The organism is Mycobacterium sp. DBP42, from assembly GCF_005924235.1.
In the GTDB taxonomy this organism is placed as follows: Bacteria; Actinomycetota; Actinomycetes; order Mycobacteriales; family Mycobacteriaceae; genus Mycobacterium; species Mycobacterium syngnathidarum.
This window is the reverse complement of sequence record NZ_VCMY01000022.1, coordinates 30,933-49,171: the sequence shown is the minus strand read 5'-3', so window position 1 is coordinate 49,171 and position 18,239 is coordinate 30,933. Positions and strand designations below refer to the sequence as shown.

Sequence of the window (18,239 nt, the reverse complement as noted above, 5' to 3'; positions counted from 1 at the left end):
CCCGCTCAGTGGGCGCCCCAATAGGCCGGCTTGGCCGGTGGCGACGCGAATTCGTCTCCCGATCAGCGGTCACAGCCCAGTTCGATGATTCCCGATGCCACCAGACTCGGGCGAGCGAGCTCATGAAATGCCTTTGAGGAGAAGATAATGCTGACCGATGAACGGCGCCGCGAGCTGTCCGACATCCTGCGTCCCGCCGCGCCGCCACGCGAGATCGCGGACGTGTACACCGACGACCAAAGGCAGAGACTCCTCGAAGTCGTACGCACTCGAGGGCCTTGGAGCCTCATCATCGCCCAGCACTTCGCGTCGGCGGACGAGTTGATGGCCACCATGAGCGGCGCGTTCCCCGAGGGATTCACCCCGTCGCTGGATCTGTTCCTCACCCCGACCTTCCGCGGCTATCTGGCCAACTACGGCGCCATTCTCTATCCCGAACTGCACGACTGCTTCTACAACGCCGCATTCCTCGAGCATGCCAAGCGCTACTGGAACGCCGAATACGCCAAGCCGGAGATGATGCTGTTCAACATCAACGGCCCTTGCGCCAACCGCGATCCCGGCCATCTCGACTCCCCCAGCTTCCGCGGCGTACGCCACGAGAACGCCCCCACCTGGTTGTGCAGCGTGATGGCCAAGTCCGGGCTGTTCACCGACTATCTGATCAAGATGGCCCAGGTGATCACCTGGTTCTCCCTCGACGAGGGATCAGGCTTCACCTACTGGCCCGAGGGTCCGCTCAAGCCGCCAGGGCGGGTAGTGCCGCCGATCAACAACCGCGGTGTGGTCGTGCAGAACGAGATGATGGTGCACCGCGGAGAAGCCAACGGCCCATTGGAACAACAGGTTCCGGCCGGCCTGGCGTTCGACACCGTGTTCACCGGCGATCCTGTAGACCGCGACCAGTGGCTGCTGAAGAACGGCGAAGATGTCATTGCCCGCCACCACACCGACGAGCTGAGGTTCCTCGTCCACTGGTCTGCTGAAGTCTTCTCCGACTACGAAGAACTCAAGAAGAACATGGACGGTTCGGACGACATCACGGTCGAACGCGCCATCGGAATGATGGTCGACGATCTCAAGGACAAAGGCATCAAGCTCGACGTATCCGGCGAGCCGCTGCACGACCCGGCGTTCATCGGTGCGCTCAACGCCGCCTACGACCTCGGTGGCCCCAGCAGCTACCCGGAAGAGGCTCCGATCTCCGCCTTTCAACTCTCCTGATCTCGAAGGGACATCTGATGGACCGTTTCTCAGATCGTCGTGTCATCGTCACCGGCGCGGGGTCGGGTATCGGCGCGGCCACGGTCGCCCGCCTGCTCGACGAAGGTGCGACGGTGGTCGGCTACGACATCTCCGCCGACGGCTTGGCGACGACTGCTGCTGCCGCCGAAGACGCCGGCACCGCCAAACGGCTCACCACCGCCGTCCTCGACATATCGCGCGAAGACGACGTCATCGCCGCAGTTTCCGCTGCCATAGCCAAGTTGGATGGCCTCGAGGCCCTCGTCAATGTCGCTGCCATGCAAACGTGTTCGCACACGCACGAGACCAGCCTTGAAGACTGGAACCGCACCTTGGCGGTCAACCTCACCGGTACCTTCCTCATGACGCGCCAGGCGCTGCCGGCGCTGCTGGAATCACGGCGCGGTGTCGTGGTCAACTTCACCTCCACCGCCGCGACGTTCGCGCACCCTTACATGGCGGCGTATGCAGCCAGTAAGGGCGGCATCCTCAGCTTCACCCACTCACTGGCACTGGAGTACTCGAAGCAAGGCCTGCGCGCGGTCAACATCCAGCCGGGTGGGGTCTCCACCGCCCTGGCCAACAGCACCCTGGACAAGATGCCCGAAGGATACGACCTAGGTCTCTGGGCCAAGCAGACCCCGCTGTTGCACGGCACCGAAAGCGAAATCCTCGGGGACCCAGGCGCAGTCGCATCGGTCATCGCGATGGTCGCCTCTGATGACGGCGCGTTCATCACCGGCACCGAGATCCGAGTAGATGGTGGCGCACACGCCTGAGCTGTAAAAGGTATGCAGGCGATGACACTGGAGATCTTCGGCACCTAGAAGGAGTCGGCAGCGTTGCACAGTCTCTACGATCCCGCGTTGGATATCCGGACGACGAACATCCAACCCAGGCGAGCGCAACGGCGTGATCGGATCATCGCCGCGGCAACCGAACTGGCGTACCGCGGGTACGACGACTGTCAGATCCGCTCGGTCGCCACGGCGGCCGGCGTGTCCGCCAGCACGGTGTACCAATACTTCCCATCCAAGGACGACCTGCTGCTGGCCTGTTTCCACGACTGGCTGTGGGGTTTCGAGCCGACGTTCCGCACTGCCGGGAACAGCGATCCCTATCAGCGTCTGCTGCAGGTTGCGCTGTCACTCACCGAGAGGCTGTGCTCGTCACCGCGGTTTGCCGAGGCCATGATTCGCCCCTATCTCTACGCCGATGGCACTGCCGCGACTCAGGCCGATCTGGTCCGCCGGCAGACGGTCCGGATCTTCATCGAGTCGGTCGGCGGTGCCACCTCGGCGCCGCAGGAAATCGGAGCTGCCGAAGTGCTCTCCGACGTGTGGATGTCCAACGTTGCGGCATTCGCGCAGCAGCGCATTGCGCGTGAAGCACTGTCAAAACGGCTCACCCGTACCGTCGGCCTCCTGAACAGGTAGCCAACGGCTTTCCCGAGCTTCACGACGTCTCGTCGACGACCTGCAACGCTCCCGAGCGCACTGCGTCGACGATAGAAACACCCAACGCCGAGCATGCAAGGAACAACCCGTTCCCACTGTCGCCGGCCAATCGCGCAGCTGTACAACGCTCTTCACAACGCCCCAGCGCGGCACCGGTCCACTGAACGCTGGTCTGGTTCCAGCTGCTCTTTCGCACCTCGACGCCGGCGCCACAGCGTGCGCACGTCACCGGCGCCATCGGCGCATCGTCGAGGCGATTGTCCGCACGGACAGCCATCCTCACCCCACAGACCCGGCTGCGGCCCGGGCAGCGAGATTGGCTTCCACTTCCCTCATCCAGGCCTCGTACGGCCGGGTGGTGTCCAGCTCGAATTCGAAGCGGTCCACCATGTCCGGTGCGACGTCGGCCGCGTCGACGTAGAACTGCTCGTACCAGCGCCGCAGTTGATAGACCGGCCCGTCCTCTTCCACCAGTAGCGGATTGTCGATCCGGGTCTTGTTGCGCCAGATCTCGACGTCTTGCTCGAATCCCATCTTGACGAAGTCGCCGAGCGCGATAGCGGTCTGCATGGCGAGTTCCTCCGGCATGGCCGCATTCTTCTCCACCACGATGCCGTACTGCAGCACAAAAGAATTGGCGTCGATCGGGTAGTGGCAGTTGATCAAGACCGTGCGCTGGTCGAACTCCTGGTAGTGGTAGGTCAGATCGTCGATCATGAACGACGGACCATGGTAAGCGGCCAGCGAGGTGGTGCCGAGCAACTTGGACCCCTCGGGATCGCCGATATCCGGCCGGCCCGCACTCTTCATGTACTGAGTCGCGACTTGACCTTCGAAGATGTTCTTGAAATGCGTGGGCAGCGAACCGTGGATGTAGAAGAAATGCGCCATGTCGACGACGTTGTCGATGATCTCACGACAGTTCGTGTTGACCACCGTGGTGTACCAGTGCCAGTCGGTCCACTCGTCGCTCGTGGCTCCCTCGATGCGCGGGATCGTCACCTCCGCCGGTGGCGCCTTACGCTCCGGGTCGTTCCAGACGAACAGCATGCCGTCCTGCTGCAGGGTGGGCCAGGCAGCGGTACGCGCCAGTCGCGGGGTGCGCTTGCCGTAGGGCACCTTCTTGCAGCGACCATCCCCACCCCAGCGCCAATCGTGGAACGGGCACGCGATCTCGTTGCCCTTCACCGTCCCCTGAGACAAGTCGCCACCCATGTGCCGGCAGTATCCGTCGAGCACGTTGATGGCACCGTCCTCACCTCGGAAAACCACCAACTTCTGCCCGAAAGCATTGATCTGGTGCGGCTTTCCATCCCCGAAATCCCGGACCAGCCCCAGGCAGTGCCAGCCGCGGGCGAACCTGATGGGTACCGAACCGGCCTCGATCAACCGAATTTCGTCGGTATCAGGGTGCGTCGTCATGGCCCCATTGAACTGCGATGACGGGCAGCCCGAAAGGTCAGTGTTCCGCTCAACAGGAGACCAGAATCAACTTTGCCGGTTGTCGCCCTATCGTTTCCGCTCGTGACCGCCACCAGCCACAAGACCATTCCCGCCGGACTGAGCGTTGCCGCCACCGACGTCGACCTTGTCGTCGTCGGCTCCGGCACCGGTCTGGCTGCCGCCCTGGCAGCCCACGAACAGGGACTGTCGGTTCTCGTCGTCGAGAAGTCGTCCTACGTCGGCGGTTCGACGGCCCGGTCCGGTGGCGCGCTCTGGCTGCCGTCGAGCCCGGTGATCGAGGACTGCGGTGGCAACGATCCCGTGTCTCGGGCGCATACGTACTTGAAGTCGGTAGTCGGGGACTCCGCACCGCAGGAGCGCTCTGCGGCGTACCTGGACAACCTGCCGGCAACCGTCGACATGCTGCGCCGAACCACCCCGATGAAGCTGTCCTGGGCCAAGGAGTACTCCGACTATCACCCGGAGGCGCCGGGCGGATCGGCAGCAGGACGCACGTGCGAATGCCGCCCGCTCGACACGTCGATTCTCGGTCAATACCTGCCTGACCTGCGTCTCGGAGTCATGGAAGTCAAGATTCCGATGCCGACCACCGGCGCCGACTACCGCTGGCTGAACCTGATGAGCCGAGTGCCACGAAAAGGGCTGCCCACCGTCGTCAAGCGGCTCGCGCAGGGTCTCGGTGGTCTGGCCCTCGGACGGCGTTACGCCGCAGGCGGTCAGGCGCTGGCGGCGGGCTTGTTCGCCGGGGCGGTTCGTGCCGGGATCCCGATCTGGCTCCAGACCGCGCTGACCGAACTGGTCACCGAAGGTGACCGAGTCACCGGAGCGGTCGTGGAACACGGCGGGGAGCGTGTTGTCGTGACCGCCCGGCGCGGAGTCGTACTCGCTGCCGGCGGTTTCGATCACGACATGGACATGCGGCACAAGTTTCAATCCGAATCTCTCGGAAACAATCTCAGCCTTGGCGCAGAGTCCAACACCGGCGACGCCATCCGGTTGGGTCAGGATGTCGGTGCCGACATCGCGTCGATGGATCAATCCTGGTGGTTTCCGGCCGTCGCGCCATTGCCCGGAGCCGCCCCGGCGGTGATGCTTGCCGAGCGCTCGCTGCCCGGGTCGTTCATCGTGGACCACAACGGTCGCCGGTTCGCGAACGAGTCGGCCGATTACATGAGCTTCGGACAACGCGTTCTCGATCTTGAGAAGGCCGGCACCCCGGTGGAGAACATGTGGATCGTCTTCGACCAGCAGTACCGCAACAGCTATGTCTTCGCCGCCGAACTGTTTCCCCGTACGCCCGTTCCGCAGAGTTGGTACGACGCCGGAATCGCAGTCAAGGCAGACGGTTTCGACGACCTGGCAACCAAGATGCAGGTGCCGCTCGAGGATTTCCGGGACACGGTGACTCGGTTCAACGAAAATGCCTTTGCCGGAGAGGATCCCGACTTCGAGCGGGGACGCAGCGCGTATGACCGCTACTACGGTGATCCCACGATCACGCCGAACCCGAACCTGCGGCCGCTGGTCAAAGGTCCGTTTTACGCGGTCAAGATGGTGCTCAGCGACCTCGGTACGTGCGGCGGTCTACGAGCCGATGACCACGCCCGGGTACTTCGCGAAAACGGCACCGTCATCGAAGGGCTGTATGCGATCGGCAACACTGCCGCCAACGCGTTCGGCAGCACCTATCCCGGTGCCGGCGCGACGATCGCCCAGGGACTGGTCTACGGCTACATCGCTGCCCGCCACGCCGCCGGTCGCTGAGCCGCGGCCACGCGAAATGCCCACGGACAGAGGTCAGTCGGCGTCTTCGGCGTCGGCTCTCCGTTCGATTTCGTACCAGTAGGCCGGGTCTGGCCACGGAATTTTCGCGCCTTCACCGACCTTCGGAAACTTCGCCTCCGCTTCATCGAGATCCTTGATCAGTTGCAAGGTGAGTTCCCGTTCGGACGCGTAGTAGCGTTCGGCCCAGTCCATGGCGATCTTGGCGTACGCCCATGCTGGATCGGCGCCCGCCCACTTCGCTTCTTTGGCGGCGTCACGTTGCATCTCATCGACGTAGGCGATGTGCTCCCGGAGCATCTCCTTGAGTGCAGCGGGGTCGCTGAGGTGCCCCATGGTCACGCGAAGAATCACCGGATGCTTCAGCGTCGGCGGCTCAACCGGGGTATCCCGCGCCCAGCGGGTAACAGCCTCCATGCCGCTCTCGGTGATCTTGTAGAGCCTGCGGTTGCGTGTGCCGGTGCCCTCGACGCGAGAGGTCAGCAAACCCAGCTTTTCCAGCTTCTTGAGTTCGGAGTAGATCTGACTGTAGGCCGGGCTGCCGTAGTAGTAGCGCATGCTCCAGTGGGTCCACTTGCGGATGTCGTAACCCGACAATTCGGTCTCGTACGACAACATCCCGAGCAGCGCCCAGCTGGTCGCGGAAAGCGCTGGCTTGGCTGCTGGATCGGGGTCTCCCACGGCTCGAGGGTAACAATCCAGGTCACGCGCCCGTTCCCGATGAACCGCTGGCCGGGAGACTGCGTTGCCCTGACCTACTCGCCTCAATCAATCTGGTGGCCGACACGAGTAGAGGGAGGCACGGCGATGGGACCCGAGAACACGGCACTGGAAGCCCCCGACGGAGGCTTCGCCGGCCGGCAGCCCGAAGTCCCGGAAGCGCTATATGCGTCGCTCACCGGATCAGTTCGCCGACTCATCGACGCAACCATCCGTAGCCAGGCCGACTCCGCCACCATCGCCACCGCCAAACACAAGATCGACGCCGCAACCGACGAGCTGAGCCGCTCCCTGCTCCCAGGCTCCTTCGGCATCCACACCGCAGGTGACGGCAAGTCGCGGGCATGGGGGAACGCAGTCATCGGATTGCGGAATGCCTTGGCTCCTCCGTTGGAGGTCCATCACGAGTCCGACGGCCGGGTCTGGGCAGAGGTAACCCTGGGCGCGGCCTACGAAGGCCCCGCCGGACACGTGCACGGCGGAATCTGCGCCCTTCTTCTCGATCACGTGCTCGGGGCGACCGCGCACAAACCAGGGCGGCCCGCCGTGACCGGAACACTCAGGCTGCGATACGAAGCCGGCACTCGGCTGGGCCCCGTTCACGTGGAGGCGCACATCGACAGGGTGGAAGGCGTGAAGACATTCGTCGTCGGCCACCTCGCCACCTCAGACGGGATCACCGTCCGCGCGGAAGGCATCTTCTTTCATCCCTCGGCTGCCGACGATCGCGAAGCACCCTAATATCGCCAGGTGACCTCGGGCGGGCTTCAGCGCAGGCTCGGGACGACCGACGCCGTCGTCATCGGCCTGGGATCGATGGTGGGAGCGGGCATTTTCGCCGCCCTGGCACCGGCGGCTGCCGCGGCCGGAAGCGGACTGCTGATCGGCCTCGCCCTGGCCGCCGTTGTCGCCTACTGCAACGCGACGTCCTCGGCGCGGCTGGCGGCCCGCTATCCGCAATCCGGCGGCACCTACGTCTATGGGCGTGAACGGCTCGGTGAATTCTGGGGTTACGCCGCCGGGTGGAGTTTCATCGTCGGTAAGACCGCATCGTGTGCGGCGATGGCGCTGACCGTCGGGGTATATGTCTGGCCGCAGTGGGCACATGCGGTGGCGGTGGCTGCGGTGGTCGCGTTGACGGCGGTGAACTACGCCGGAATTCAGAAGTCCGCCTTGCTGACCCGCGTCATCGTCGCGTGCGTACTGGCCGTCCTGGCCGCGGTGGTGGTGATCATCGCCGGTTCCGGCGCCGCTGATCCCGCGCGGCTGGGCCTCGGTGACGACGTCGGCGTCGGCGGCGTCCTTCAGGCCGCGGGGCTGCTGTTCTTCGCCTTCGCCGGGTATGCCCGGATCGCAACCCTGGGTGAAGAGGTCCGTGACCCGGCCCGCACCATCCCGCGCGCGATCCCGATCGCGCTGGGTATCGCGTTGGTGATCTACGCGGTGGTCGCGGTCGCGGTGCTGTCGGTGCTGGGCGGTTCAGGGTTGGCATCGGCACCCGCGCCGCTCGCCGACGCGGTTGCGGCAGCCGGCGCCCCGCAGTGGCAGGCGGTGGTGCGGGTCGGGGCCGCGGTAGCGGCACTGGGGTCACTGCTGGCCCTCATCCTCGGGGTGTCGCGCACGACGCTGGCGATGGCCCGCGATCACCACCTACCGCACTGGCTGGCCGCCGTGCATCCCCGGTTCAACGTCCCGCACCGCGCCGAGATCGTGGTCGGGCTCGTGGTGGCAGCGCTGGCGGCGGTGGCGGATCTGCGTGGGGCGATAGGCTTTTCGTCGTTCGCGGTGCTGCTGTACTACGCGATCGCGAACGCGTCGGCATGGACGCTCGGGGCCCGCGTGGTCCCGGCTGTCGGTCTGGCGGGCTGCCTACTGTTGGCCTTCTCGTTGCCACTCGCCTCGGTGCTGACCGGGGTTGTCGTCGTCGCGGTCGGCGCGGTGATCTACGGCGTGCGCCGCCGCTAGACAGAACGATTGCGGAACGCCTCGACCGCCGTCGGCAGAGTCGGGAAAATCCGGTCGGCGCCGATACGGTCGAGAAGGCCCGCCGCCACCAAGTCGTCGCGCAGATCCTGTTTCACCCGCGCCATCGCGAACACGATCCCCCGTGCGGTCAGATCGCGGCGCAGCTGCTCCAGGGCATCGACCGCGGTGAGGTCGGGGTCCACCTGCGCTTCGGCGTTCAAGACGAACCATTCCACCGGCTCACCCGCTTGCTCGACGGCGGCCAGAGCGCGTTCCCGGAAATTGTCGGCGTTGACGAAGAAAAGTGGGGCGTCGTAGCGGTAGATGACCAGCCCCGGAACCGCCTCGGCATCCGGATAGTCATCCACGTCGTGCATCCCTGCGACGTTGGGCACAAACCCCAGCACGCTGTCGTGGGGCCGGGCGATGCGCCGCAGCGTGTCCAACAGCGACAGCGCGATCGCCACGAGCACCCCGTAGAGCACGCCGAGGCTCAGCACCGCGACGGTGGTGGCCACCGCCAACAACAGCTCGCTGCGCCGGAACCGTGCGAGCCGGCGGAACTCGGCCACGTCGATCAGCCGCAGGGCGGCGTAGACGACGAGCGCCCCCAGCGCGGCCATCGGGAAATTCTCCAGTAGATCGCGCCCGGCCAACACGACCAGCAGCACCGTCGCCAGCATCACCAACGAGTACAGCTGGGTGCGGCTGCCGACGGTGTCGCCGAGCGCAGTACGGCTCCCGCTGGAACTGACTGGAAAGCCTTGGGTGACACCGGCTGTCAGGTTGCACATACCCAAGGCCCGCAGTTCGGCGTTGATGTCGACGGTCTCACTCTTGCGCGCCGCGAAGGTCCGCGCCGTCAGGGCGTTGTCGGAAAACGCCACCACCGCAATCCCGACCGCCGGTACCACCAGAGCAGCCAGCTCGGTCATCGCCACCGGCGGGAGCGCAGGCTTCGGCAGACCCGCAGGGATGCTCCCGACCACCCGGATTCCCTTGTCCTCCAATGAAAATATCCACACCACCGCGGTGGCGGCCAACACCGTGACCAACGGGCCGGGAAACCGCGGTGCGATCCGATAGAGCACCAACAGCAGCGCCAACACCGTGGTCGCAACGATCACCGTCGGCAGGTGCAGCGATGGCAGTTCCCTGACGAAAGAGCGGACCTGGTCGATGAACTCGTCCCCGGCAACGTCCTCTCCGGTGATCTTGCCGAGTTGGCTGCCGATCATGATGAGAGCGACACCGGTCATGTAACCGATGAGGACCGGACGTGACAGCAGGTCGGCCAGAAACCCCAGCCCGCACAGCCCGGCAACCAGACAGATCGCCCCCACCAGCAGAGCCAGCACCGCCGACATCGCGGCATAGCGGGCCTGATCGCCGATGACCAGCGGAGCCAACGCGGTGGCCGTCATCAGGGCCGTGGTCGATTCCGGTCCCACCGACAACTGCCGCGACGAGCCCAACACCGCGTAAACCGCCATCGGGACCAGCGCGGCCCACAAGCCCGCGACCGGCGGCAGGCGGGCCACCGTCGCATAGGCCATCACCTGCGGCACCAGGTACGCCGCGACGGTCACCCCGGCGAGGACGTCGCCGCGCAGCCAAGACCGCTGGTAGCCGGTGAGCTGCGCCAGTCCGGGCAGCCAGCGCACGAGGTTCGGTTTCATCACCACTGATTGTTGCCGCAGTCCGCATGCGCGGCAGCCGATCATCGTGTGTAGTACACAATCGTGATTCCGCTGAGTTGGAAGTACGTCGAAACGCGCACCGACGACGACTTCGTCGTCGCCCCGGGCGAGCGGCTCGATTGGGCCAGCACCATCGGCATCGGTGCCCAGCACGTGGTGGCCATGTTCGGCGCCACCTTCCTGGTTCCGGTGCTCACCGGCTTTCCCCCGGCCACCACGCTGTTGTTCTCCGGAGTGGGCACGATCTTGTTCCTGCTCATCACCGGGAACCGGCTGCCGAGTTACCTGGGGTCGAGCTTCGCTGTGATCGCCCCGGTGACAGCGGCGGTGACCGCGCGCGGAACCGGCAGTGCGCTGGGCGGTTTGATCGCTGTCGGCGCGCTGTTGATCCTCATCGGCGCCGTGGTGCACTTGATCGGTACCCGTTGGATCGACGTCGCGCTGCCGCCGATCGTGACCGGGGCCATCGTGGCCCTGATCGGTTTCAACCTCGCCCCGGCGGCCAAGTCCAATTTCGAGAAGGGCCCGTTGGTCGGCGTGGTGACGCTGGTGTTGCTGGTCGGCACGCTGGCCTTCTTCAAAGGGCTGATCGGCAGGCTGGCGATCTTCGGCGCGGTGGTGATCGGGTATCTGCTCGCGCTGGTACTCGGTGACGTGGACACCGCGGCGATCGCGGCCGCACCCTGGGTCGGTCTGCCCGAATTCCACACACCCACGTTCAATCTGGCGGTGCTGCCGCTGTTCCTGCCCGCGGTGATCGCGCTGGTCGCCGAAAACATCGGGCACGTCAAGTCGGTGGGACAGATGACCGGTACCGACCTCGACCCGATGATCGGCCGGGCCCTGGCCGCCGACGGGGTGGCCACGGTGCTGGCCGGTGCCGGGGGCGGGTCGGCCACCACCACCTACGCCGAGAACATCGGGGTGATGGCGGCGACCCGGGTCTACTCGACCGCGGCGTACTGGGTCGCGGCCGTGGTCGCGATCGCATTGTCGTTGTGCCCGAAGGTCGGAGCGGCGATCTCGGCGATCCCGCCGGGTGTGCTGGGTGGGGCGACCATCGTGTTGTACGGCCTGGTCGGCATCTTGGGTGTGCGGATCTGGCTGACCAATCAGGTGGACTTCGCCAAGCCGATCAACCAGATGACGGCGGCCATCCCGCTGATCATCGGGATCGCCGACTTCACCTGGCAACTCGGTTCTCTGACCTTCACCGGCATCGCGCTGGGCTCCATCGCCGCGCTGCTGGTTTTCCACGGCATGCGGCTGCTGGAGCACCTCGGTGGTCGGCGGCAGCCTATTCGCCCAGCGCGTTGACCACCCGGGTGAACACCGACGGCAACGCTGCCGACACCGGGGTGATACAGGCCCGCACGGGACCAAAACCGCTGCCGTGCAACAGGGCCGCGGTGAGTAACCGATAGCGGCGGGTCATCGCACGCCACTGCCGATCGTAGTCACCGGGACGGTCGGCGCGCACGCATCCCACGAGCAGCTCGGCCGCGCCGAACGCCAGCCCCATGCCCTCCCCCGTCAGCGCGTCCACGTATCCCGCCGCGTCACCGACCAACAGCACCCGGCCCGCACACCGGTTGCGGACCTTCTGCCGCAGGGGCCCCGCGGCCCGGTCGTGGCCGTGCTCAAGGCCGTGAATCCGTTCGGCCAGCATCGGGAATGCCGCCAGGTGCTCGTCGAAACCGCCGCGCACCGAGGTCAGGATCGCCACCCCGACACAGTCCGCACCGACCGGGGTCACGTACGCCTCGGCGTCGGGACCCCAGTACACCTCGACGCAGTCCGACCACGGGGCGATGCGGACATGGCGCCGAATCCCCCAGCGGCGCCGCCTGCCCTCCCCGCCGCTGAGGCCGAGCGAGCGGCGGATCGGCGAATGCAGGCCGTCGGCGGCCGCCAGGTAGCGGGCCCGAAAACCGGCTGCGCACACCGATACCGAGTCCTGGGTCACCGGGCCGACCTCGTGGTGGACCACCCGCACCCCCGCAGACTCGGCTGCCTCCGACAGCGCGGCATGCAGCACCGTGCGACGTACTCCGCAGCCGGCCCCGTAGCGGAACCGGGCCTCGGCGGCACGGTGCCCGTCCAGATACCGGATGCCCCGAAACGGTCTCCCCTCGGGGTGAGCGCCCAGCCGGTGCAACTGTCGCACCGAGTGCGGCATCAGCCCCTCACCGCAAGCCTTGTCGATCGGGCCTGCGCGGCGCTCCACCACCACCGTCTCCAGCCCGGCGCGCGCCGCGTGCACCGCGGTGGCCAGCCCTGCCGGGCCGCCGCCGGCGACGAGCAGATCGATCACGTGAGCCCTTGCAGCGCTTCGTTTTCCACGCGTATCCGGGTTCGCAGCAGCGCGGCGTTGGCCACGGTGAACACCAGGGCGGTGATCCAGGCGCCGCCGGCCAACGGCAACGCGGCCCCCTCGGTGACGACCGCCACGTAATTCGGGTGTGGCAGCACCCGGTACGGGCCGTCGACGACACGCGTGGCGCCGGGGACCACCACCACCCGGGTGTTCCACTGCTTACCCAGCGTGGTGATGCACCACCACCGCAGCGCCTGGGCGGCGAGCACGATAACCGTCATGATCCGGCCGAGCCTCGGCGACGGTCGACGCCGACGTGCCTCGACCACCGATCCCACCAGTAGCGCGCTGTGCAACGCCACCATCACCGGGTAGTGGCCGGCGCCGAACTCCTTGCCGCCGTGAGCGGTACTCCAGCGCAGGTTGCGTTGGGACACCACCAGCTCGAGCACCCGTTCGGCGGCGACGAGAACGATCAGCGCGGTGAATCTCTTCGCTGTCATCAGCGCCAACGCAGCAGAACGAGCTCCGAGCAGAAGCCCGGACCCATGGCCATCATCAGCCCGGGCGTGTCCGGCTCGGGTCGTTTCCGGATGGTGTCACGCAGTACGTGCAGCACCGAGGATGACGACAGGTTGCCGACATCGGCGAGAGACTGCCAGGTGAGATCCAGCGCGTCGTCAGGCAATCCGAGGGTTTCGATGATCGCCTCGATCACCTTCGGGCCACCCGGATGGCTCACCCACGCAGATACCTCGTCGACGGAAAGTCCGTGATCGCCGAGGAACCCGGTGACATCGTCACCGAGGTAGCGCCCCACGAAGCCGGGGACTTCGGCGCTGAGCACGATCTCGAACCCGCCGGAACCGATGTCCCAACCCATGGCGTGCAGCGAGTCCGGGTACAGGTGGCTGCGGGAGTCCAGCACGTCGGGCCCGGTCGGGTTGAGCTTGCGGGCCCGGTGTTCGCCCACCGCGACCACCGCGGCCGCGCCGTCGCCGAACAGCGCGCCCGCCACCAGCGTCGGCATGCTCGGATTGTGTTTGCGGGTCAGCGAACACAATTCGACCGACACCAACACCGCCACCTTGTCGGGTGCGCCGCGCAGATAGTCGTTGAGCCGCGCAATCCCGGCGGCCCCGGCAACACAACCCAGCCCGAAGATCGGGATGCGGCGTACGTCAGGGCGCAGGCCCAGGCGACCGGCGATGCGGGCATCCAGCGATGGGACCGCAGCGCCGGTGACGGTGGTCGTGACGATCAGATCCACATCCTGCGGACGCAGACCCGCCTCATCCAGCGCCCCGGACAGTGCGGCACAGCCCAGTTCGGTTGCATGCTCGATGAACAGGCGGTTGCTCTCACCGAAATCGTCGAGACCCGCATACTTTTCAAGCGGCAGGACCAGATATCGGCTGTTCACCTTGGCGCTCGTGTGCAGGGCCCGCACCACATCCTCAGCCTCTGCGTATCCGGGCAGGTCGAGCAGGGCGCTGGTGACCTCGTCCTGGGTATACCGATGTGGGGGCAGAACAGCATGGACGCCGGCAATCGTGCTGTGACTGGGCATTCTGGCGACGTTAATTCCCATACCCGTATTACGGGGACCTACCCTCGGCGGTTCAACCGCGGTGGCGCTTGTCCCGTGCCGGCACGCCGTTGGGCCCCTCGATCGAACGGGCGTACGTACCCACGGTGAAGGCGATCGCCGACCCCATGATCCCGAGTGCCCGCGCATCGACGTTGTCGATCGTGTCCCGCCGGGTGTGGTAGTTCGGGTCGAAAGCCGCGCCGGCCCGCCCGCCCCACAACCGGGCCTGCACCTTGGTCTTGCGTTGCGAAGCCCCGGTGGTGGCACCGCCGATCGGCACGCCGGCCTGCAAGAACGGGTGATAGTCGGTGTTCGCGCTGATCGGCAGGTCAGCGGGCCGCGCACCGGCCAGATTGAGGTAACCGGCCATGGTGCGCTCGATGCCGGCCGAGCCCTCGGGCATCGGCTTGGGATCGGTGGCCTGGCCGGACTGGTCACCGTCATAGGTGAAGAACCCGGCGTTGGGTGATCCGATCATGTCGAAGTTCAGGTACAGCGCCAGATCGTCGAGCTGGTCCAGCGGCAGGCTGCGCACGTATTGCGTCGACCCGTCCAAACCCATTTCCTCGGCGCCCCAGAACGCGAACCGCACCGCGTTGTCCACCTGCGGCGAAGGGCCCAGCTGCAGCGCGGTTTCCAGAACGGCCGCCACCCCGGACCCGTTGTCGTTGATGCCCGGGCCACCACCGATGCTGTCCAGGTGCGCGCCCACGAGCACCACGTCCGACGCCGAGCCGGTTTTGGTCTGCGCCGTCACGTTGCGGGACTTCACCATCTCGGCCTTGCCGTCCAGGGTCAGGCGCACCGGAGCGCTCGTGCGCCGCAGTGCGGCATCGGTGGTCTCGTCGATGACGCCGACGGGGACGGTGAGTTGGCGGTAATAGCCCGTGCTGAACAGCCCGCCCGGCGGCGGCTGTTGCCCGCGGTTGACCACCAGCACGCCCACTGCGCCCTTGGCCAGCGCGATGTTCTGTTTCGTCACAACCGAACACCCGGTGTCGTCGACCACGGCTATGGCACCGGAGATGTTGACCGAACCGTAGTCGGTGGCCGCACATCCCGACGGCTTGCCCGGGCGTAGCGTCGGGGCGTTCAGCCCCTCGGGTGCCGTCGTCACCAGCATCGATGCCTGGTCCACCCGGTATTTTGTCCCCGACACGGTCAGCGCGGGGTTACCCCCGCGCATCGTGCCCATCCGCTCGAATTCCGGAGTCTGGACATCGAACCCCTTGTCCCGCAACACTTTCACCACATAGTCGACACTGGCGTCGTAGCCGGAGCTACCGACCGCCCGGTTGCCGTCATGGCTGTCGGCAATCTCCTGGAGCTTGCGCAGGTGGGTGTACATGGCGTCGACGGTGATCTTGCCGGCCAGTTCCTGCGGATCGACAGCCTCGGGCGAGGGCTGCGCCGAGCATCCCACGAGCGCGGCTCCGAGCAATATGACAGCGAGTCGACGCGCTGTCACTGCGCGGTGATCTGGTGACGCGTGCGGTCGGAACGAACCGGTAAACCGTTGCGGCCCCGCTGATCTTGGGCGTACACACCCACAGCGAACGCGACTCCCTCACCATGTATCCGCATCGCGTCCTGGTTCACGTGGTCAAGGGTATCGGTGTTCTTGTGGTAGTTCGGGTCGAACGGCTGATCCACCTCACCGGCCCACAATTTGGCTTCCTCGGCGTCCATCTTGTCCTCGGCGCCGGAGAACAATCCACCAGCGGGAACGCCCGCCATGGTGAACCCGTCATAGTCGGACCGGCCGTCAAAACTGGTGTCGCGCGGTGTCTTTCCGGCATCCTCCAGGTAGGACGCAAGGGTGCGCTCGATACCCGCGGAGCCCTCGGGAACCCGCGGACGGCCCTGCTCGTCCAGCGGCGCCGACTGGTCGCCGTCATAGGTGAAGTAGCCGGGGTTCGGCGAGCCCAGCATGTCGAAGTTCAGGTACATGGCGATGTCTTTGAGCTGCTCGATGTCCAGGGACTCGACATAGTTGGTCGAGCCACGCAAACCTTCCTCCTCGGCACCCCAGAACCCGAACCGCACCGCGTTGGCCACCTGTGGCGAATCACCCAGCTGCAAAGCGGTTTCCAGCACCGCGGCCACCCCGGAGCCGTTGTCGTTGATGCCAGGCCCTTCCGGAACGCTGTCGAGGTGGGCCCCGACCATCACCACGTCCGAGGTCGAGCCGGTCTTGGTCTGGGCGATGACATTGCGGGTGCGCTCGGTACGCACTCCCGCGACGAGTTTGAGCGTGGTGGGCCCGGGCGCATTGCGCAGCCGGGTGCCCTCGTCCTTGGTCACGCTGACCACCGGGATCTTGACGTCGGTGTTGCGGCCCAGCGTGCCGCCCATCTTCTCGTCGTTGTTGGTGTTGACCACGATCATGGCGACCGCACCGCGCTCAGCGGCAACAGCCTGCTTGTCCGCGAAAGGGCAGGAGCCCCGGTCCACCAGTACCACCGCGCCGGCGACCGGGAGTCCGTCATAGTCGGCGGCCTCACAGCCGGGGGTGTCCTCGGCCTTGGCCGGCACCAGCGGCGCGGACAACCCTTCTTGAGGGGTACCGATGGTGAACTCCAGCGGCTTGGCCGTGACGGCCTGACCGCCGACGGTGACCTGCGGGTCCTCGGCAAACGGCAGCCTGACCTCGAACTCCGGCGTCTGCACGTCAAACCCCTTGTCGCGCAGCGCACCGACGACATAGTCCACACTCGCGTCATACCCCGGGCTGCCGAGCGCCCGGTTGCCGTTGTTGGCGTCGGCAATGTCCTGGAGCTTGCTCAGATGCCCCATCATGGCGTCGGTGGTGACCCGCTCACGCAATTCGTCGGCGAAGCGCACCGCCGCCGGGGCGGACTCCCGGGACTGCTGCCCGTCGGTCTGCAGTTCGGTCTTTGCATCACAGCCGGCCAGCCCCACGGTCAGCGCCAGCGCGCCGAGCACCGCCCCCGTCGAAGTACGTCGCATTTCACCCACGGTAGCGGCTCGGCCGATCGGCCCGGCGCTTAAATCGCTTGCCTGGGGATTTGCTGTGATGGCATGGTGTCTTCCGGCGCCGAAAGGGGAAGCAGGCGAAGCGGGGTACCGCAACGTTTCTGCGCGTTGCCTGCGGCGCCATGGCACAGGTAAAAGGACCTGGGGTTCGAATCCCTCCTGCAATCCCGATACCGTCGCCGGGTTCACCCGATCGGTGACCTTGTGGCCCACATCCGCCGGTACGGGGGTGCGACGCCCCGTCACTGATCGCGTCCGGCGGCGGTATCCCTTTGCCGCACAGACACATACCGGAAGGAGGACACGACATGGGCATCTTCACGTTCAACCGAATCACTGTTTCCGCGGGCCAGTGCGCACTGGAGTACCGCGACGGCACGCTGGGTCGTGTCCTGCCGCCGGGCCGTCACCGCATTGATGTGGCGGCCTCGGTGGTGCGTGTCGAGATGCGTGAGCAGGTGCTCACGCTGGCGCCGCAGGAGGTGTTGACCTCCGATGCGGTGACGCTGCGTATCAGCGTGGCACTGCAGTTCAAGGTGAGCGACGCGGTGGCCTACGTGGAAGCAGCGGCCGATCCGATGGCCGCGGTGTACCTGGCCGCGCAGATCGCACTGCGTGACCTCACCGCCGCGGTGACCGCCGACGAGGTGATGCAGCGCGGCAACCGTATTGATGCCGACGCGATCGCCGCCGCGGCGCGCACGGCCGGTGCCCGCACCGGCGTCGAGGTGATCGGGGCCTTCGTCAAGGACGTGATCGTCCCGGCCGAGATCCGCGCCGCGGCGCTGCAGTTGGCGACGGCCAAGGCCACCGGTGCGGCGAAGCTGGAAGCCGCCCGCGCCGAGACCGCCGCGCTGCGGGCGCTGGCCAATGCCGGCAAGCTGCTGGATGCCCACCCGGCGCTGGCGCAGCTGCAGCTGGTCCAGCGGGTGCCGTACGGGTCGAAGGTGGTACTCGCAGTGGGTGGTTCGACGGATGTGGCGTCTGACCCGGAGTGATCC

17 protein-coding genes are annotated in these 18,239 nt (G+C 66.4%); 8 read left to right on the top strand and 9 right to left on the bottom strand.

All coding sequences use genetic code 11. From position 1 onward, the window contains the following. Positions 1–147: 147 nt before the first annotated feature. The 3 genes from E0T84_RS19435 (at position 148) to E0T84_RS19425 (ending at position 2,681) form a co-directional block, all read left to right on the top strand. Positions 148–1,224, top strand: coding sequence for a hypothetical protein (locus E0T84_RS19435; RefSeq protein WP_070187627.1), 1,077 nt, complete (start codon positions 148–150; stop codon positions 1,222–1,224). A 17-nt stretch (positions 1,225–1,241) separates the two neighbouring features. Next, positions 1,242–2,024, top strand: coding sequence for an SDR family NAD(P)-dependent oxidoreductase (locus E0T84_RS19430; RefSeq protein WP_070187626.1), 783 nt, complete (start codon positions 1,242–1,244; stop codon positions 2,022–2,024). 87 nt (positions 2,025–2,111) lie between these two features. After that, complete coding sequence (locus E0T84_RS19425) at positions 2,112–2,681, top strand: TetR family transcriptional regulator (RefSeq protein ID WP_159437545.1); 570 nt, start codon at positions 2,112–2,114, stop codon at positions 2,679–2,681. Between the two features lie 19 nt (positions 2,682–2,700). On the opposite strand, the gene E0T84_RS19420 is transcribed toward E0T84_RS19425, so the two are convergent. Both E0T84_RS19420 and E0T84_RS19415 read right to left on the bottom strand, forming a co-directional pair. Beyond that, the gene (locus E0T84_RS19420; RefSeq protein ID WP_070187625.1) at positions 2,701–2,979 is read right to left on the bottom strand and encodes a ferredoxin; all 279 of its coding nucleotides are present in this window, start codon (positions 2,977–2,979) and stop codon (positions 2,701–2,703) included. A gap of 2 nt (positions 2,980–2,981) precedes the next feature. Beyond that, complete coding sequence (locus E0T84_RS19415) at positions 2,982–4,124, bottom strand: Rieske 2Fe-2S domain-containing protein (protein ID WP_070187624.1); 1,143 nt, start codon at positions 4,122–4,124, stop codon at positions 2,982–2,984. Between the two features lie 102 nt (positions 4,125–4,226). On the opposite strand from E0T84_RS19415, the gene E0T84_RS19410 reads away from it, so the two are divergent. Next, the gene (locus E0T84_RS19410; RefSeq protein WP_070187623.1) at positions 4,227–5,930 is read left to right on the top strand and encodes a 3-ketosteroid-delta-1-dehydrogenase; all 1,704 of its coding nucleotides are present in this window, start codon (positions 4,227–4,229) and stop codon (positions 5,928–5,930) included. Between the two features lie 33 nt (positions 5,931–5,963). Here the strand turns inward: E0T84_RS19410 and E0T84_RS19405 are convergent, their stop codons facing one another. After that, positions 5,964–6,566: a helix-turn-helix transcriptional regulator gene (locus E0T84_RS19405; RefSeq protein WP_083284338.1), complete on the bottom strand. Its 603-nt coding sequence runs from the start codon at positions 6,564–6,566 to the stop codon at positions 5,964–5,966. 189 nt (positions 6,567–6,755) lie between these two features. On the opposite strand from E0T84_RS19405, the gene E0T84_RS19400 reads away from it, so the two are divergent. Together E0T84_RS19400 and E0T84_RS19395 are read left to right on the top strand one after the other, a co-directional pair. Further along, the gene (locus E0T84_RS19400; protein WP_083284333.1) at positions 6,756–7,409 is read left to right on the top strand and encodes a PaaI family thioesterase; all 654 of its coding nucleotides are present in this window, start codon (positions 6,756–6,758) and stop codon (positions 7,407–7,409) included. 9 nt (positions 7,410–7,418) lie between these two features. Continuing rightward, positions 7,419–8,633 (top strand): APC family permease, encoded by a 1,215-nt coding sequence (locus E0T84_RS19395; protein WP_138745251.1) that lies wholly within the window; start codon positions 7,419–7,421, stop codon positions 8,631–8,633. Here the strand turns inward: E0T84_RS19395 and E0T84_RS19390 are convergent. Next, positions 8,630–10,312: a SulP family inorganic anion transporter gene (locus E0T84_RS19390; protein WP_138745250.1), complete on the bottom strand. Its 1,683-nt coding sequence runs from the start codon at positions 10,310–10,312 to the stop codon at positions 8,630–8,632. The genes E0T84_RS19395 and E0T84_RS19390 overlap by 4 nt on opposite strands. A gap of 63 nt (positions 10,313–10,375) precedes the next feature. On the opposite strand from E0T84_RS19390, the gene E0T84_RS19385 reads away from it, so the two are divergent. Then, on the top strand, positions 10,376–11,650 hold the full coding sequence (locus E0T84_RS19385; RefSeq protein WP_070187620.1) for a uracil-xanthine permease family protein: 1,275 nt from the start codon (positions 10,376–10,378) through the stop codon (positions 11,648–11,650). Here the strand turns inward: E0T84_RS19385 and E0T84_RS19380 are convergent. From E0T84_RS19380 to E0T84_RS19360, 5 genes are read right to left on the bottom strand one after another with little or no spacing between them, the layout of a single operon-like run. Next, a complete protein-coding gene (locus E0T84_RS19380; protein WP_138745249.1) occupies positions 11,631–12,647 on the bottom strand; it encodes an NAD(P)/FAD-dependent oxidoreductase in 1,017 nt (338 codons plus the stop codon). The genes E0T84_RS19385 and E0T84_RS19380 overlap by 20 nt on opposite strands. After that, positions 12,644–13,153, bottom strand: coding sequence for an isoprenylcysteine carboxyl methyltransferase family protein (locus E0T84_RS19375; protein WP_070187618.1), 510 nt, complete (start codon positions 13,151–13,153; stop codon positions 12,644–12,646). The genes E0T84_RS19380 and E0T84_RS19375 overlap by 4 nt, the downstream gene beginning before the upstream one ends. Next, positions 13,153–14,220, bottom strand: coding sequence for a type III polyketide synthase (locus tag E0T84_RS19370; protein WP_234998407.1), 1,068 nt, complete (start codon positions 14,218–14,220; stop codon positions 13,153–13,155). The genes E0T84_RS19375 and E0T84_RS19370 overlap by 1 nt, the downstream gene beginning before the upstream one ends. Before the next feature lie 52 nt (positions 14,221–14,272). After that, entirely contained in the window at positions 14,273–15,709 is a 1,437-nt protein-coding gene (locus E0T84_RS19365) for a M28 family metallopeptidase (RefSeq protein ID WP_138745248.1), read from the bottom strand. Further along, entirely contained in the window at positions 15,706–17,211 is a 1,506-nt protein-coding gene (locus tag E0T84_RS19360) for a M28 family metallopeptidase (protein WP_171055090.1), read from the bottom strand. The genes E0T84_RS19365 and E0T84_RS19360 overlap by 4 nt, the downstream gene beginning before the upstream one ends. Before the next feature lie 335 nt (positions 17,212–17,546). Between E0T84_RS19360 and E0T84_RS19355 the strand changes: the two genes are divergently transcribed. Continuing rightward, positions 17,547–18,236: a slipin family protein gene (locus E0T84_RS19355; RefSeq protein WP_070187614.1), complete on the top strand. Its 690-nt coding sequence runs from the start codon at positions 17,547–17,549 to the stop codon at positions 18,234–18,236. Positions 18,237–18,239: the final 3 nt, after the last annotated feature.

Excerpts from the sequence above, each read along its gene's own strand:
- E0T84_RS19435 (WP_070187627.1), top strand. The coding sequence starts at position 148 with ATGCTGACCGATGAACGGCGCCGCGAGCTGTCCGACATCCTGCGTCCC.
- E0T84_RS19430 (WP_070187626.1), top strand. The coding sequence starts at position 1,242 with ATGGACCGTTTCTCAGATCGTCGTGTCATCGTCACCGGCGCGGGGTCG.
- E0T84_RS19420 (WP_070187625.1), bottom strand. The coding sequence starts at position 2,979 with ATGGCTGTCCGTGCGGACAATCGCCTCGACGATGCGCCGATGGCGCCG.
- E0T84_RS19415 (WP_070187624.1), bottom strand. The coding sequence starts at position 4,124 with ATGACGACGCACCCTGATACCGACGAAATTCGGTTGATCGAGGCCGGT.
- E0T84_RS19405 (WP_083284338.1), bottom strand. The coding sequence starts at position 6,566 with ATGTTGTCGTACGAGACCGAATTGTCGGGTTACGACATCCGCAAGTGG.
- E0T84_RS19400 (WP_083284333.1), top strand. The coding sequence starts at position 6,756 with ATGGGACCCGAGAACACGGCACTGGAAGCCCCCGACGGAGGCTTCGCC.
- E0T84_RS19390 (WP_138745250.1), bottom strand. The coding sequence starts at position 10,312 with ATGAAACCGAACCTCGTGCGCTGGCTGCCCGGACTGGCGCAGCTCACC.
- E0T84_RS19375 (WP_070187618.1), bottom strand. The coding sequence starts at position 13,153 with ATGACAGCGAAGAGATTCACCGCGCTGATCGTTCTCGTCGCCGCCGAA.
- E0T84_RS19370 (WP_234998407.1), bottom strand. The coding sequence starts at position 14,220 with ATGCCCAGTCACAGCACGATTGCCGGCGTCCATGCTGTTCTGCCCCCA.
- E0T84_RS19360 (WP_171055090.1), bottom strand. The coding sequence starts at position 17,211 with ATGCGACGTACTTCGACGGGGGCGGTGCTCGGCGCGCTGGCGCTGACC.
- E0T84_RS19355 (WP_070187614.1), top strand. The coding sequence starts at position 17,547 with ATGGGCATCTTCACGTTCAACCGAATCACTGTTTCCGCGGGCCAGTGC.